We start from the raw sequence: 13,514 nt of genomic DNA, 5'->3' as shown, positions 1-13,514 counted from the left end.
CCGGTTAAGTACGACAAGCGTCGTTACAAACGGCGCAACCGGATCGAGATCATGTTCGGCAGGTTGAAGGATTGGCGGCGTGTGGCAACCCGCTACGACAGGTGCCCGAAGGTCTTCCTGTCAGCAATCGCCCTTGCAGCACTCGTTATCTATTGGCTATGAGTCCTGACCCTAGTTCTCATACACGGTGTGGTGTATTTATTGGTGTACACTATAGTAAAAAATTTTGGTTAATTAATATGTGGTTACAGAAAATATAGAGTTGCTCCTCGGTCCGCCACTTGGTATTCTGTCAGGCGCACAAAGTTCGGGCGCCAGCGACAAAGCCTTGCCGTTTTCACCTCACTTCCTTCGTCCAGCGTCCAAACCGTTTCCATTGATTCTAACTTCCTATTAGCAAAATCAGGACCGACACGCAGATCAGGCTGGCACCGATTCATCCTAAAAAAGAAATCCAGAACTTGGCTCGTCAGAAGTGCTCGGCGGCAATCAGTGCACGGCAAGTTGACCTGTGCGACCGTCGCATTTGGTGGAGAGCTACCATCAACAAACTAGCCCCAAAGCACCAGAACACAGTCATCTGGCAGCGGTATTGTAAGTGGACAGAATCTTCTTCAAGGCGAAGTATGAGGCTTTCGGAGTACGTTTCATCGTATCGAAATCCACATCAACCAGACCGAAGCGTTTTTCGTACCCCAAGGCCCATTCGTAATTGTCCAGCAGAGACCAAACAAAGTACCCCTTGACCGGAACATCCTGATTTAGGGCCTCCTGAACGGCGGCAAAGTGCTGATCCAGATAGCTGATACGATCATCGTCTTGTTGGCGCTCGGGGCTGGCCATGCCGTTTTCGGTCACATAGATCGGAAGGTCGCCAGTGTATTCTTGCGCTGTTCGGATCAGGAACCGGCTCAGCGCGGCTGGGTCGATTTCCCATCCCATTTGGGTCTTGGGCAAGGGCCCGGGGATTTCGGTCAGACCGGGCCAGGCGGTGTCCGCAGGGGCGATCAGTTTGCGGGTGTAGTAGTTCAATCCACACCAGTCGACAGGAGCGCCGATGATGTCGAAATCATCCTGCCAGCCGGGCGGAAGGTGGGGTTCCAACCCTTCCAGCACATTCTGAGGATAGGCCTTGTTGAACACGCCCCCCAGGAAGAAATGGTTATAGATCCCATCATAGAGATCAGCGGCCTGTCGCGCTTGCGGGCTGTCATCGGCGGGTTCGGCCCATTCAAGATTGAACACACCGCCCAGATTGGACATGCCCAGACTGCGCATTGCCTGAATGGCGTGGCCATGGGCCAGCAGGACGTGATGCATGGCTCGAGCTGTGGCCCGAATGTCCCGCAATCCCGGGGCGTGATGTCCTTCGAAATGACTCAGCCAGCTAACGCACCAAGGTTCATTGATGGGGGCAACGCTGTACATTCGGTCGCCGATCCGGCCCATGATGACCTCGGTGAAATCGGCAAACCAACTGGCGATATCTCGGTTGCGCCAACCGCCTAGGTCAGCCAGAGCCGACGGCAGTTCCCAGTGATAAAGCGTCGCGCACGGGCGGATGCCACGCTCCAGCAGCGCATCAGCCAGCCGGTCGTAATAGTCCAAACCTTCCTGATTGATCGGTCCGCGCCCCTCGGGCATCACGCGTGCCCAGCTGGTCGAGAAGCGATAGCAATCAAAACCTGCGTTGCGCACAAGATCGAAATCCTGTTCAAACCGGTTCAGGTGATCGCAGGCCCGATCCCCATTTTCCCCCCGCACGACGTTGCCGGGCGTCGCTGCAAAGGTATCCCAATGGGTGGACCCTGCTCCGCCTTGGGCGTGACCTTCGATTTGATAGGCCGACGTGGCGACCCCAAACAGGAAATCAGACGGAAAATCGTTTCGCGAAAAATTCATCGTCAGAACCTGTCGGGTGCAGGGCCGGTTGACTTGCCGACAACCAACTCGGCCTCAAGCAATCTGGTTTTGACCGGGTCCTCAGGCGATTTGATCCGCTCGATAAGCATCTCGGCGGCCAGTTCTCCTGCGTGTCGCACTGAAGAGCGCGTGGCTGTGAAAATGGGGACGTCCTGCCCGTTCTTTAGGTAAGAAAGGTCATCGTCATGAGCGATGACCGAGACATCCCGACCGATCCGGAGGCCCGCCTCGTCCAGCGCCCGCCGTACTCCGATCGCTGAAATCATCGAGGACGCCAGAATGGCAGTAGGCGGTTCATCCAATTGAAGCATGTCGTGGGTTTCGCGGTGGCCGTAGACTTCGGTCATCTCGGCGCTTCGCATCAGTTGCGGGTCCGAGGTCAAGCCTGCCTGTTCCAAGGCCTGCTGGTACCCTGTACGGCGTCGTTGCGCGAAATCCATGTCTTCAAGCCCGTTGATCAGGGCGATCCGGCGATGCCCTAAATCGATCAGGAACTGTGTGGCGCGCAGGAACGAGCTTTTGTTGTTTACGTCAATCCAGTCATATTCCACATCCGCCCCCGTCGAACGCCCATGCACGATGAACGGCACCGCCATCCGCGACAGCAGATCAATTCGGTGTTCGTTGACTTTGGGGCCCTGCAAAACGACGCCATCCACCGCGCCGCGCTGAAACAAACTGCGATAGGCCCCTTCGATCGACGTATCATCGGCGGTGGTAAACATCATGTCATAGCCATGCGCCGCGTATGTCCGAGCGGCACCAGCAACAAAGTCACCGAAGATCGGGTTCACCATCTCGTGCTGGGACGAACTGGGGATGACATGCCCGATCACCATGGATTTGCCGGTCGCCAGCCCCTTGGCGCGGATGTTCGGGCGATAGCCATGTTTGGCAGCAGCAGCCTGAACGCGCATCCGGGTTTCCTCGCTCACTTCGGGGTAGCCGTTCAGCGCGCGGCTGACCGTCGTTTGCGAAAGGGCAAGAATTTCCGAGAGCTGCTTCAGGTTCATGATTGCTTCAAAGCGCCTTCAAGTTTTGGCTGTTACCTGTTGTGTGGTCAAATGCTCGTTCCGTCAACCCGTTTCAATCAGCCTTTTGATTATTGGCGTTTTGCAACGCGAATATTGACAGGCGGGAAATGTTAGCGGATAAACTGCATATCCAAAGCGCTTTGGATGCTGAGTCTCTGTGGCGCAAGGAACTGTTGGGAGGAAAATTCATGAGAAACGCGCTTTATACAGGTGTGGCCACATTTGCTTTGCTGTCCGGAGGCGTCCAGGCGCAGGGCGAGATGATCCACGCCGTGGGCGAGGGCGGCTTTGACTGGGACGGCTTTCAGGCCTTTGCGGACGCCCATGACCTGGCCGGCCAGGACCTTACCATTTTCGGGCCGTGGCTTGCGGGCGAAGGGAAGTCATTCGAAAATCTGGTCGCCTATTTTGATGAGGCCACCGGCGCGAATTCCAGCTATGTCGGATCGGACTCGCTGGAGCAGCAGATCCTGATTGATGCGGCCGCTGGCTCCGCTCCGAACTTGACGGTTTTCCCGCAGCCGGGTCTCGCCGCGAACATGGCCAAGAACGGATACCTGACGCCGCTTGCCGAAGGGTCGGCGGACTGGATCAAGGACAATTTCGCTGCCGGCCAGTCCTGGGTCGATTTGGGAACCTTTGAAAACCCCGATGGCGCCAAAGATTTCTACGGCTTTTTCTTCAACGTCAACGTAAAGTCGCTGGTCTGGTACATCCCGGAAAACTTCGAAGACTTCGGTTACGACGTCCCGCAGACCATGGAAGAGTTCAAGGCGCTGATGGATCAGATGGTCGAGGATGGCGAGACGCCGCTTTGCGTGGGGCTTGCATCCGGCGGTGCGACCGGGTGGCCCGCGACCGACTGGGTCGAGGACCTGATGTTGCGTACACAACCGCCCGAAGTCTACGACCAGTGGGTCTCGAATGAGATGAAGTTCGATGATCCGCGCGTGATCGCGGCGATTGAGGAATACGGCAGCTTTACCCGCAACGACGACTATGTCGTGGGCAACGCCGACGACACCGCCGCGATTGACTTCCGCGACAGCCCTAAGGGTCTGTTCGACAGCCCGCCTGCCTGCATGATGCACCGTCAGGCGTCGTTCATTCCCGCCTATTTCCCGGAAGGGACCGAATTGGGTGTAGATGCCGATTTCTTCTACTTCCCGGCCTATGCCGAGAAAGATCTGGGAACTCCGGTTCTGGGTGCGGGCACGTTGTTCACGATCACGAACCCGAACCCGGCGGCCGAGGTGTTCATGGAGTTCCTCAAAACGCCCTTCGCGCATGAAATCATGATGTCTCAGGACGGATTCCTGACGCCGCATCTGGGGGCAAATCCCGAGAATTACGCCAATGACACCCAGCGGGGACAGGGTGAAATCCTGACCAACGCAACCACGTTCCGCTTTGACGGGTCGGACCTGATGCCGGGCGCGGTCGGCGCGGGTACGTTCTGGACGGGTATGGTCGACTATTCCTCGGGTGCGAAGGACGCAGCCACAATTGCCGGAGAAATCCAGTCTTCGTGGGATGCTGCGAAGTAAGTGACGGCTGGGGCGGCCCTGACGCCGCCCCAATTTCCAAACCGACGAGGGCATCATGACACCGGCACTTCAGGGCCTGCTGACCATCGCCATCGGTGTGTCGGGTTGCGTGGGCTACTTCTACCTCTCGAACCAGTTTCTGGACAAAGTCCTGTTCCCGCCGCGCGGGCCCAACGCAGGGCGCAACATCAACCGGGCGAACATGATCCGGCCCTGGTTGTTCCTGTTCCCGGCACTTGCTGCTCTGGGCTTGTACCTGGCATACCCGGTGGTCGAGACGCTGCGCCTGTCGCTCACTGAACGCGTGCCCGGCGGTGGGTACAGATGGGTAGGCCTTGATAATTACACCCAGATGGCCAAAGAGCCGAAATTCTGGGAGGCCATGCGCAACAACATGTTCTGGTTGATCGTTGTGCCGGCCATGTCCACCGCTTTCGGCCTGCTGGTTGCACAACTGACCGACCGCATCCGATGGGGTAATTTTGCCAAATCGCTGATCTTTATGCCAATGGCGATTTCATTCGTGGGCGCTTCGGTGATCTGGAAACTCGTCTATGACGCGCGCCCGGCGGAACAGGACCAGATCGGCATCCTGAACGCGCTTTATATCTTCTTTGGCGGCACCGAACCGCAGACATGGCTGACGGTTCCGTTCTGGAACAGTTTCTTCCTGATGATTGTTCTGGTTTGGATTCAGACCGGTTTTGCCATGGTGATCCTGTCGGCCGCCCTTCGCGGCATCCCCGAAGAAACTGTCGAGGCCGCCATCCTGGATGGCGCGAACCCGTTTCAGATTTTTTTCAAGATCAAGGTGCCGCAGATCAAAACCACGATTCTGGTCGTCTGGACGACGATCACCATTACCGTGCTGAAAGTCTTCGACATCGTCTTTGCCATGACCAACGGCCAGTGGGAGACACAGGTTCTGGCCAACTACATGTATGACAAGCTGTTTCGCGCCAACGACTGGGGGGTGGGCTCAGCCTCGGCCATGGTGATCATGTTGCTGGTCACACCGATCCTGATCTGGAACGTGCGCAATGCGCGCAAGGAGATGGAGTAGGCCATGAACGATATTGCGGGAACCAGACCGGCGCTGCGCTGGGTCGTTCATGCCTCGGTCGTCTTTCTGGTGGTCCTGTGGATCATTCCGACGCTTGGTCTGCTGATCTCATCCTTCCGGACGGCGGACCAGATTTCCAGCAGCGGCTGGTGGCGATCTCTCTTTCCGTCCGAGCAGAATCTGACCCTGCGCAGCGCGGCACCCGAAACGCAGGTGCTTGAGAATGAGCTTTACGTAATCCAAGGGCAGCTGTTTGGCGATGAAGAGCAAATCAGGATTTCCAGTTGGGGCATCAGCGCACGCGAAATTGACGCTTTTGTCCCCAGTGAAACCGCCAAGCTGCGCGGAGGCGGCACAATCACAGTCGATGCAGACGGCAACTATCGGATGGAAAATGCCGAAGAATTCAGCGGCAAGCGCGGCGCGCGTGTATTTGTGACGGCTGAATTGCCGCCTGAGTTTACATTGGACAACTACAAAAAAGTTCTGTTGGACCAAAGCAGTACGGACAGTATGGCAAAGGCGTTCTTCAACACGCTGACAGTCACAATTCCCGCGACGATCATTCCAATCCTTGTTGCAGCCTTTGCAGCTTATGCCCTGGCGTGGATGGAGTTTCCGGGCCGGGCCTTGCTGATCGCCGCGGTGGTTGGCCTGTTGGTGGTTCCGTTGCAACTGGCGTTGATTCCGCTGTTGAAATTCCACCTGAGTATCGGGGTTGGGAAAGGTTATCTGGGCGTTTGGTTGGCGCATACGGGCTTTGGCATGCCGCTGGCGATCTACCTTCTGCGCAACTACATGGCTGGATTGCCACGTGATCTGATCGAGAATGCGCGGGTCGACGGGGCGACCGAGTTCCAGATCTTCACCAAGCTGATCCTGCCGCTCAGCTTCCCGGCGCTCGCGTCCTTCGCAATCTTCCAGTTCCTGTGGACGTGGAACGATCTTCTGGTGGCCAAGGTCTTCCTGATCGACGCAACCGGCCAGACCACGGTGATGACCAACCGCATTGTCGAGCTTTTGGGCACCCGTGGCGGCAACTGGGAAATTCTGGCGACCGCAGCCTTTGTGTCGATCTTTGTGCCATTGGTCGTTTTCTTCGCAATGCAAAAATACCTGGTCCGGGGCCTGCTGGCCGGGTCCGTTAAATAGAGGCGTCTGATGAACGTGCAGAACACTGTGGAACTTTCCAAATCAACAAAGGCCTCGTCAGACTGGTGGCGCGGCGGGGTGATCTATCAGATCTATCCGCGCAGTTTTCAGGACAGCAATGGCGACGGCATCGGAGACCTGAAAGGTATCACCCGGCGTCTGGATTACATCGCTTCGCTAGGTGTTGACGCGATCTGGATTTCGCCCTTCTTCAAATCTCCGATGAAGGATTTCGGCTATGACGTCAGCGATTATCGCGACGTTGATCCGATGTTCGGATCATTGCAGGATTTTCGCGAACTGCTCGATCAGGCCCATGCCAAGGGGCTGAAAGTGATGATCGATCTGGTTCTTTCTCACACATCAGACCAGCACCCGTGGTTCATCGAAAGCCGTGCCAGCCGGGAAAACCCGAAATCCGACTGGTATGTTTGGGCCGATCCGAGGCCGGATGGCACACCGCCCAACAACTGGCTGTCGATCTTTGGCGGATCAGCGTGGCAGTGGGACCCGCGCCGCCTGCAATACTATTTGCACAATTTCCTCACGTCGCAGCCGGACCTGAACTTCCACAATGCACACGTTCAGGACGCCTTGCTGGATGTTGCCCGGTTCTGGCTTGAGATGGGCGTGGACGGGTTTCGTCTGGACACGATCAATTTCTACTTCCACGACAAACAGTTGCGCGACAACCCGGCGCTTCCGATCGAAGAGCGCAACGCGTCAATCGCGCCAGCGGTGAACCCCTATAACCACCAAAACCACCTGTATTCCAAAAGTCGGCCTGAAAACATTGCCTTCCTTGAACGCTTGCGGGCGCTGACAGACGAATATGATGGTCGCGCCTGCCTGGGCGAGGTCGGCGACGCGCAGCGTGGGTTGGAAATCATGGGTGAGTACACGTCCGGCGACAAGCGGATGCACATGTGTTACGCCTTTGAGTTTCTCGAAAAACGCGCACTGTCGGCTGATTATGCGAAACAGGTTTTTGATCAGCTACAGGCCAAAGCCGGGGATGCGTGGCCGTGCTGGGCGTTCTCGAACCACGACGTGCCACGCCACGCCTCGCGCTGGGGCCTGGACGATGCGGCCATTCGACAGCACGCAGTCTTGATGATGTGCCTGCGCGGTTCCGCCTGTCTATATCAGGGTGAGGAACTGGGCCTGCACGAGGCCGAAGTTCCGTTTGAAAAACTGCAAGACCCTTACGGCATCGAGTTCTGGCCCGAATTCAAGGGCCGGGATGGCTGCCGTACGCCGATGGTCTGGACGGCGCAAGACGAACAGTCGGGCTTTAGTACGGGTGAGCCGTGGCTACCGGTCAGTACCATGCAATCCGAACGGGCCGTGGACCGGCTGGAGGTGGACGACCAATCGATGCTCCACCATTATCGCCGCGCAATTGCGTTGCGCCATGCTCATCCTGCGCTCGCCTCGGGTACGCAATCCGATATGAAACAGGTCGGTCCGGCCCTGACGTTCTACCGCGAAGACGCTTCTGAAACGGTGTATTGCGCATTCAACCTTGGAACAGAAGCAAGACAGATCGACCTGCCTGAAGGTAACTGGCGGGTCATCGGGCAAGACCTGGGCGGTGTTGATGGCGAACGCGTCGTGACGCTGCAACCTTCGCAATTCTGCCTGATGGTTAAGGACAAGGGGTAAACCATGTCGGAACTCAAGCTTACAGATGTGGCGAAGTCCTATGGTCCCGTCGATGTACTGAAGCATATCGATCTGGACATCGAGAAAGGCGAGTTGATCGTCTTCGTCGGCCCTTCGGGGTGCGGCAAATCTACCTTGTTGCGGATGATTGCCGGGTTGGAAAAGATTACTGGAGGAACGCTGGAAATCGAAGGGCGGGTCATGAACGATGTGCCGCCCGCCCAGCGAGGTATCGCGATGGTGTTTCAGTCCTACGCGCTCTATCCACATTTGACCGTGCGCGAGAACATGGCGTTTGCGCTCAAGATCGCCAAGATGCCCGCCGCCGAGATCGATGCCGCCGTCGAACGCGCCGCACAGACCCTTCAGCTGGACCCGCTTCTGGATCGACTGCCCAAGGCCCTGTCGGGAGGTCAGCGCCAGCGTGTCGCCATCGGGCGGGCCATCGTGCGGGACCCCAAGGTCTATCTGTTCGACGAGCCGCTCTCAAACCTTGACGCTGCGTTGCGCGTCGCAACCCGAATCGAGATCGCGCGGCTGAAAGAGGCAATGCCCGACAGCACCATGATCTACGTGACACATGATCAGGTCGAAGCGATGACCCTGGCCAGTCGGATCGTGGTTCTGGCCAACAAGGGCATTGCGCAAGTGGGCACACCGCTGGAACTGTACGAAACACCGGACAACGAATTCGTGGCGCAGTTTATCGGCTCGCCTTCCATGAACTTGATGCCCGGCAAAATATCCGGCACCGGAGAACAGACATCGGTCAAACTTGACGCGGGCGGCACGGCAGTTTCATCCATTCCAACCAATCCCGATCAAATGGGTCTGCCGGTAAACGTTGGCGTGCGCCCCGAGGACTTTTTCGCCGACGAAGCCTCTGGTTTTCTGGAGGGCAATGTCGATTTCATCGAAGCCTTGGGAGAAGTCACCCTGCTGTATTTCGCCAGCAGAGCAGGGGCCGATGGCATCGTCGCCAAGTTTCCCGGTGTCGAACGAAATCTGCGTGGACAAAATGTCAAACTGAACGCTGATCCGGGCAAGGTGCATCTATTTCACAATGGCCTGTCTTTGCGGAAATAATGATCGGCCACCCAATCAATGTTGTGAGAATGGGAGCGCAATTTTTCTGGGCCTGACGTTACCCACTTGGCTTGGCCAACGCATCCATCATCAAAGCACACAGAAAAGTCGAGAATTTTCTAGTCTGGCAAATATCGTTCAAGCAGAGCATCTACCAGCCCTTCTTGAAGGCGGTAGCCTGTCGCCTGGTCAACACGCAGAATGTCTTCAATGATTATGAATTGCTCCATGCCAGTCGTCATGGACAACCGCATCGCCAAGTCTTTAATTTCTTTGGATTTCATAGAATGTTGCACTGGTTCAAGTGCCTCAGCAAAAGCAGCAACCCGTCTCGCGCCCCGCATTTTGGTCGTACCCTGCTCAAGCGATGCTTTCAGAAACTCTGCAAGAAACTGCCGGAAATAAGCTTCATGTTCGCGTGAGAAATCCAGATAGTAACGCGCGACTGCGTGTACTCGAACCCGGACATCATGAACCCCCTGAAGCAGCTCAGACGTTGGTTTGACTTCAATGTCCAGAGTCGCATCCAAAGCCAATACGCCCGGATCGGAAAAGTATCGGTAGACCGTCGCACGACTGATTTTGGCATGCTCAGCCACTTTTGCCAGCGTCACTTCCTGTCCCTCCGACATCAGTTCACGGGCGGCCGAAAGAAGCGCATCACGAGTTCGTTTGATTTGGTTTGTTCGGCGCGCCAAGTTTGCCCCCTTTATAATGCACTTGTCTCATAAGTAGATTTATGTATCATAGTGGTATTGAATTTCGAGTAAAGGGAGTAGCTGCAATGACTGAACCTCGCCCTCGGGTTTATCATCTTCTTGGAAATCTTCTGACATTCCATGCTTTTCCCAGCGAAACAGGAAATCGATGTACAATTGTCGAGATCAAAACGGCGCCGGGGGCCGGCGCACCGCCCAACCATCATGCCGGTGAAGATGAGAGCTTCTATGTGCTTGATGGGGAATTCGAGTTTCTTGTGAACGGCGAAACCCACAGTGTAGAGAGTGGTGATTTTGTAAAAGTGCCGGACGGTGCCGTTCACGCCTTTACATGTACTGGAGCGAGGCCCGGTCGATTGCTCTGCATTAATGCCCCTGGCTCTATGCATGACACGTTCTTCACTGAAGCTGGTGAAGCCATGCCCGACGGAACAACAGACATTCCTGTCCCGGATGGACCACCGGATATTCCCGCAATCATGGCCGTAGCCGACAGGGTTGGAATGACGATTCTGGTGCCCACCGAAGTCCCCAGCTAACAGAATTTCAGTTTGGACCTGGAAGCAGCTTATCAGATGCTTCCGGGTCCAAACTCGCGCATGCATTGGTCTCTAGTTGCTCGCTCGCCTCACCGTGCGTGAGCTTCTGCTGGGCGTTGCCTTGCGGAGGATCTTTTCTCAAAGGGAAAGGTCATCGTTAGATGAGCCAAAATTGAATCCAATTTTGCTTAGATTGACCTTCTGCACCCGGTTCACGCTCTGACTTGCCAGTCGGGGACTATTCCTATCGACTGCAAGCTGACACACATTTGGTCGCAACAGTCATTTTGGCGACAATGCGCCGCCAAGGTCGAAGTGGTTTGGAAACATTGAGCTCAAGAAGCGGAAGATGATCCTTATTGCCTCGGTTCGGTCAAAAGAATCCGGGTGCAGCAGGTAGTCGGTCCACATCCCTTCCAGCATTGCAAGCGTGCCATGAGTTGCGTCACGTGCAACCTGATTAGGATGTTCGATTTCAGCTTCCTTTGCAATCCGGGCGAACGCGTTGAAAACAAGGTTCCTTAGCTTCGCGTCCCGCGTGTCGGAGAAGGCGGCTATCGCCGCTCGGTTTCTGGCTTCACCGCGAAACGCGTACCAAATTGAAACGCTTTTCTTGTTGAGGATGGTTTCACCCAAATCACCCCGAACAATCATCTCGATATGCTCCTGGCCAGTTTGCCCGGTCGTTTCCAGCAAGGTATATATGCCATTGTAGTATTGCTCGGACGAATAGCGGGCGGCTTCGTTAACCAGGTTGTCCTTGCCGCCGAAATGAAGGTGAATCATGCCGCGGGACAGCTCGGCGCGCTGGATGATTTCGCTTACGGATGTCTCTGAAATACCCTTCTCTGCGACCGAGTCGAGCACCGCTTCGATCAGGGACAGGCGATTTCGTTCGCGTATTTCTTGTCGTCTTCCGGTCATTTGGTCAGGCGGTTCTGTTTGTTTTCAGCCTATTGCGGTGCCTTCTAGCGGCCATTGTGAATTTGGCTAGCCCTAGTTGTGAAATTATCTGTTGACACAGCTGGCCTGAAAATTCCAGATTTAAATGGACGATTGTCCATTTTGTGATGTATGTCGTCGCACCACCGCAAGCAAAACTCAGCAGGGAAGCATGGCTGGAGTCATAAGAAGCGAAACGGGCAAGGGCCTGGCACTGAGCGCGCCTGCGACGCTCTATGTCGGCCTGCTTGTTGCTGTGCCTCTTTGCATTCTGGTGGCCTACAGCTTTTGGACCCAGACCTATGTCGAGATTGACCGCACCCTGACCTGGGCGAACTACCAAGAGGCGTTAACCGACCCCCTGGTGCGGCACCTGATGATCCGGTCGGTTGCAATAGCGGGGGCGGTGACGCTGGCGACGGTGTGTTTGGCCTATCCCATCGCCTATTTCATCGCGTTTCGGACGCAGAAGAAGACCCTGTGGCTATTGCTGATTACCATCCCCTTTTGGAGCAGTTACCTGCTGCGAGTGTTCAGTTGGAAACTGATCCTTGGATTTAACGGCGTGATGAACTCGGCCTTGATTTCGCTGGGGTTGATAGAGGAACCGCTGACATTCCTGCTCTACAACGAGTTTGCCGTTGTGCTCACGCTTGCGCATGCCTGGGCGCCGTTTGCGATCCTGCCGATTTACGTGTCGCTCCAAAAGATCGACCGTAGCCTGTTGGAGGCCGCAACCGACCTTGGGTGCAGCAAACTTGAAAGGTTTGTTCGCGTGACGCTGCCCCTGACGGTGCCGGGGATCATCGCGGCTTGCCTGATCATTTTCATCCCGACTGTGGGCGACTATGTCACCCCGGCTCTGGTCGGTGGATCGCAGGGCAAAATGGTGGCGAACCTGATCCAGGTACAGTTTGGCGCCGCCAATAACTGGCCATTGGGCGCAACCCTGTCTCTGCTGGCCATGCTTTCGGTCGGCTGCGTCGCGATCCTGTTCGTGGTGGTCGTCACCGCCTTGGGGCGGAGGATTCGATGACCAAGGCATTTCGTATCCCGTGGTTGCTTGTCTATGCCATCGCCTACCTGGTGTTTCTCTACCTGCCGGTTCTGCTTTTGCCGCTGTTTTCGTTCAATGACGGAACCATCGTGGCTTTCCCGCTAAAGGGCTTCACGTTGAAATGGTACGCGCAGTTGGGTCAGCAGGACACGCTGTTGCAGGCGATGGTGAACTCGCTGATCGTGGGCAGCGTGACCGCCCTGCTGGCAACGTCCCTGGGCCTGTTCGCCGCGCGCGCTTATGTCCGGTATCGCTTCACGGGGCGGGAGTTGTCCGAGGGACTGGTCATGCTTCCTTTGGTCATCCCCGGCATCATCGTTGCCAGTTCAATGCTGGTTCTGTTCATCAGCATCGGGCTGAAACCATCGCTGACAACCGTAATTCTTGGCCATGTTTTCGTGGCTCTGCCCTTCGCAGTGTCGATCATGAAGTCCGCCTTTGACGATTTCGACCAGTCTTTGGAGGAGGCCGCCTTCGACCTTGGCGAAAGCGTTGTAGGGACGTTTCGGCGCGTCACTCTGCCGATTGTTGCTCCGGGCATCATCGCCAGCTTGCTGGTTACGTTCACCGTGTCCTTTGACGAATTCGTGCTGGCCTTCTTCCTGTCCGGCAACAGCCCGACACTGCCGGTCTATATCTGGAGCCAGATCCGGTTCCCCGCAAAGCTGCCCAACACGCTGGCCCTGGGATCGCTGCTTTTGCTCTCGTCGGTCCTGCTGCTGCTGATTGCCGAATACTTCCGCCGCCGCTCCACGCAATCTTCGGATTGAAGCCAAAGGAACAAACA

The 13,514-nt window shown here is 56.2% G+C and carries 13 protein-coding genes; 9 read left to right on the top strand and 4 right to left on the bottom strand.

What is annotated here, in order from left to right; translation table 11 throughout:
- The coding region (locus ACR0J8_RS20885; RefSeq protein ID WP_370001494.1) for a transposase at positions 1-162 on the top strand (162 nt) is incomplete at its 5' end.
- A 414-nt stretch (positions 163-576) separates the two neighbouring features.
- Here ACR0J8_RS20885 and ACR0J8_RS20880 read toward each other — a convergent pair.
- Entirely contained in the window at positions 577-1,902 is a 1,326-nt protein-coding gene (locus ACR0J8_RS20880; RefSeq protein ID WP_480526814.1) for a GH1 family beta-glucosidase, read from the bottom strand.
- Positions 1,903-1,904: 2 nt separating this feature from the next.
- The gene (locus ACR0J8_RS20875; RefSeq protein WP_480526816.1) at positions 1,905-2,936 is read right to left on the bottom strand and encodes a LacI family DNA-binding transcriptional regulator; all 1,032 of its coding nucleotides are present in this window, start codon (positions 2,934-2,936) and stop codon (positions 1,905-1,907) included.
- 209 nt (positions 2,937-3,145) lie between these two features.
- Here ACR0J8_RS20875 and ACR0J8_RS20870 point away from each other — a divergent pair, with 209 nt between their 5' ends.
- Genes ACR0J8_RS20870 through ACR0J8_RS20850 form a run of 5 tightly spaced genes read left to right on the top strand, consistent with a single transcriptional unit; the run spans position 3,146 to position 9,470 of the window.
- Positions 3,146-4,504: an ABC transporter substrate-binding protein gene (locus ACR0J8_RS20870; RefSeq protein ID WP_480892084.1), complete on the top strand. Its 1,359-nt coding sequence runs from the start codon at positions 3,146-3,148 to the stop codon at positions 4,502-4,504.
- A 55-nt stretch (positions 4,505-4,559) separates the two neighbouring features.
- Entirely contained in the window at positions 4,560-5,567 is a 1,008-nt protein-coding gene (locus ACR0J8_RS20865; protein WP_170613680.1) for a carbohydrate ABC transporter permease, read from the top strand.
- 3 nt (positions 5,568-5,570) lie between these two features.
- A complete protein-coding gene (locus tag ACR0J8_RS20860; protein ID WP_480892081.1) occupies positions 5,571-6,719 on the top strand; it encodes a carbohydrate ABC transporter permease in 1,149 nt (382 codons plus the stop codon).
- 9 nt (positions 6,720-6,728) lie between these two features.
- On the top strand, positions 6,729-8,384 hold the full coding sequence (locus ACR0J8_RS20855; protein ID WP_480892078.1) for an alpha-amylase family glycosyl hydrolase: 1,656 nt from the start codon (positions 6,729-6,731) through the stop codon (positions 8,382-8,384).
- A gap of 3 nt (positions 8,385-8,387) precedes the next feature.
- Positions 8,388-9,470: an ABC transporter ATP-binding protein gene (locus tag ACR0J8_RS20850; RefSeq protein ID WP_480526824.1), complete on the top strand. Its 1,083-nt coding sequence runs from the start codon at positions 8,388-8,390 to the stop codon at positions 9,468-9,470.
- Between the two features lie 119 nt (positions 9,471-9,589).
- On the opposite strand, the gene ACR0J8_RS20845 is transcribed toward ACR0J8_RS20850, so the two are convergent.
- On the bottom strand, positions 9,590-10,168 hold the full coding sequence (locus ACR0J8_RS20845; protein ID WP_480526826.1) for a TetR/AcrR family transcriptional regulator: 579 nt from the start codon (positions 10,166-10,168) through the stop codon (positions 9,590-9,592).
- Between the two features lie 86 nt (positions 10,169-10,254).
- On the opposite strand from ACR0J8_RS20845, the gene ACR0J8_RS20840 reads away from it, so the two are divergent.
- The gene (locus tag ACR0J8_RS20840; protein ID WP_480526828.1) at positions 10,255-10,728 is read left to right on the top strand and encodes a cupin domain-containing protein; all 474 of its coding nucleotides are present in this window, start codon (positions 10,255-10,257) and stop codon (positions 10,726-10,728) included.
- A gap of 282 nt (positions 10,729-11,010) precedes the next feature.
- On the opposite strand, the gene ACR0J8_RS20835 is transcribed toward ACR0J8_RS20840, so the two are convergent.
- Entirely contained in the window at positions 11,011-11,652 is a 642-nt protein-coding gene (locus ACR0J8_RS20835) for a TetR family transcriptional regulator C-terminal domain-containing protein (protein ID WP_480526830.1), read from the bottom strand.
- 190 nt (positions 11,653-11,842) lie between these two features.
- On the opposite strand from ACR0J8_RS20835, the gene ACR0J8_RS20830 reads away from it, so the two are divergent.
- Complete coding sequence (locus ACR0J8_RS20830; RefSeq protein WP_480526831.1) at positions 11,843-12,706, top strand: ABC transporter permease; 864 nt, start codon at positions 11,843-11,845, stop codon at positions 12,704-12,706.
- Positions 12,703-13,497 carry an ABC transporter permease gene (locus tag ACR0J8_RS20825; RefSeq protein WP_170613663.1) on the top strand — a complete coding sequence of 265 codons (795 nt, stop codon included), beginning with the start codon at positions 12,703-12,705 and terminating at the stop codon, positions 13,495-13,497. Before ACR0J8_RS20830 ends, ACR0J8_RS20825 begins: the two co-directional genes overlap by 4 nt.
- Positions 13,498-13,514 lie beyond the last annotated feature (17 nt).

It is taken from the genome of Ruegeria sp. N11, from assembly GCF_056531525.1.
This window is presented reverse-complemented; position numbering and strand designations above follow the sequence as displayed.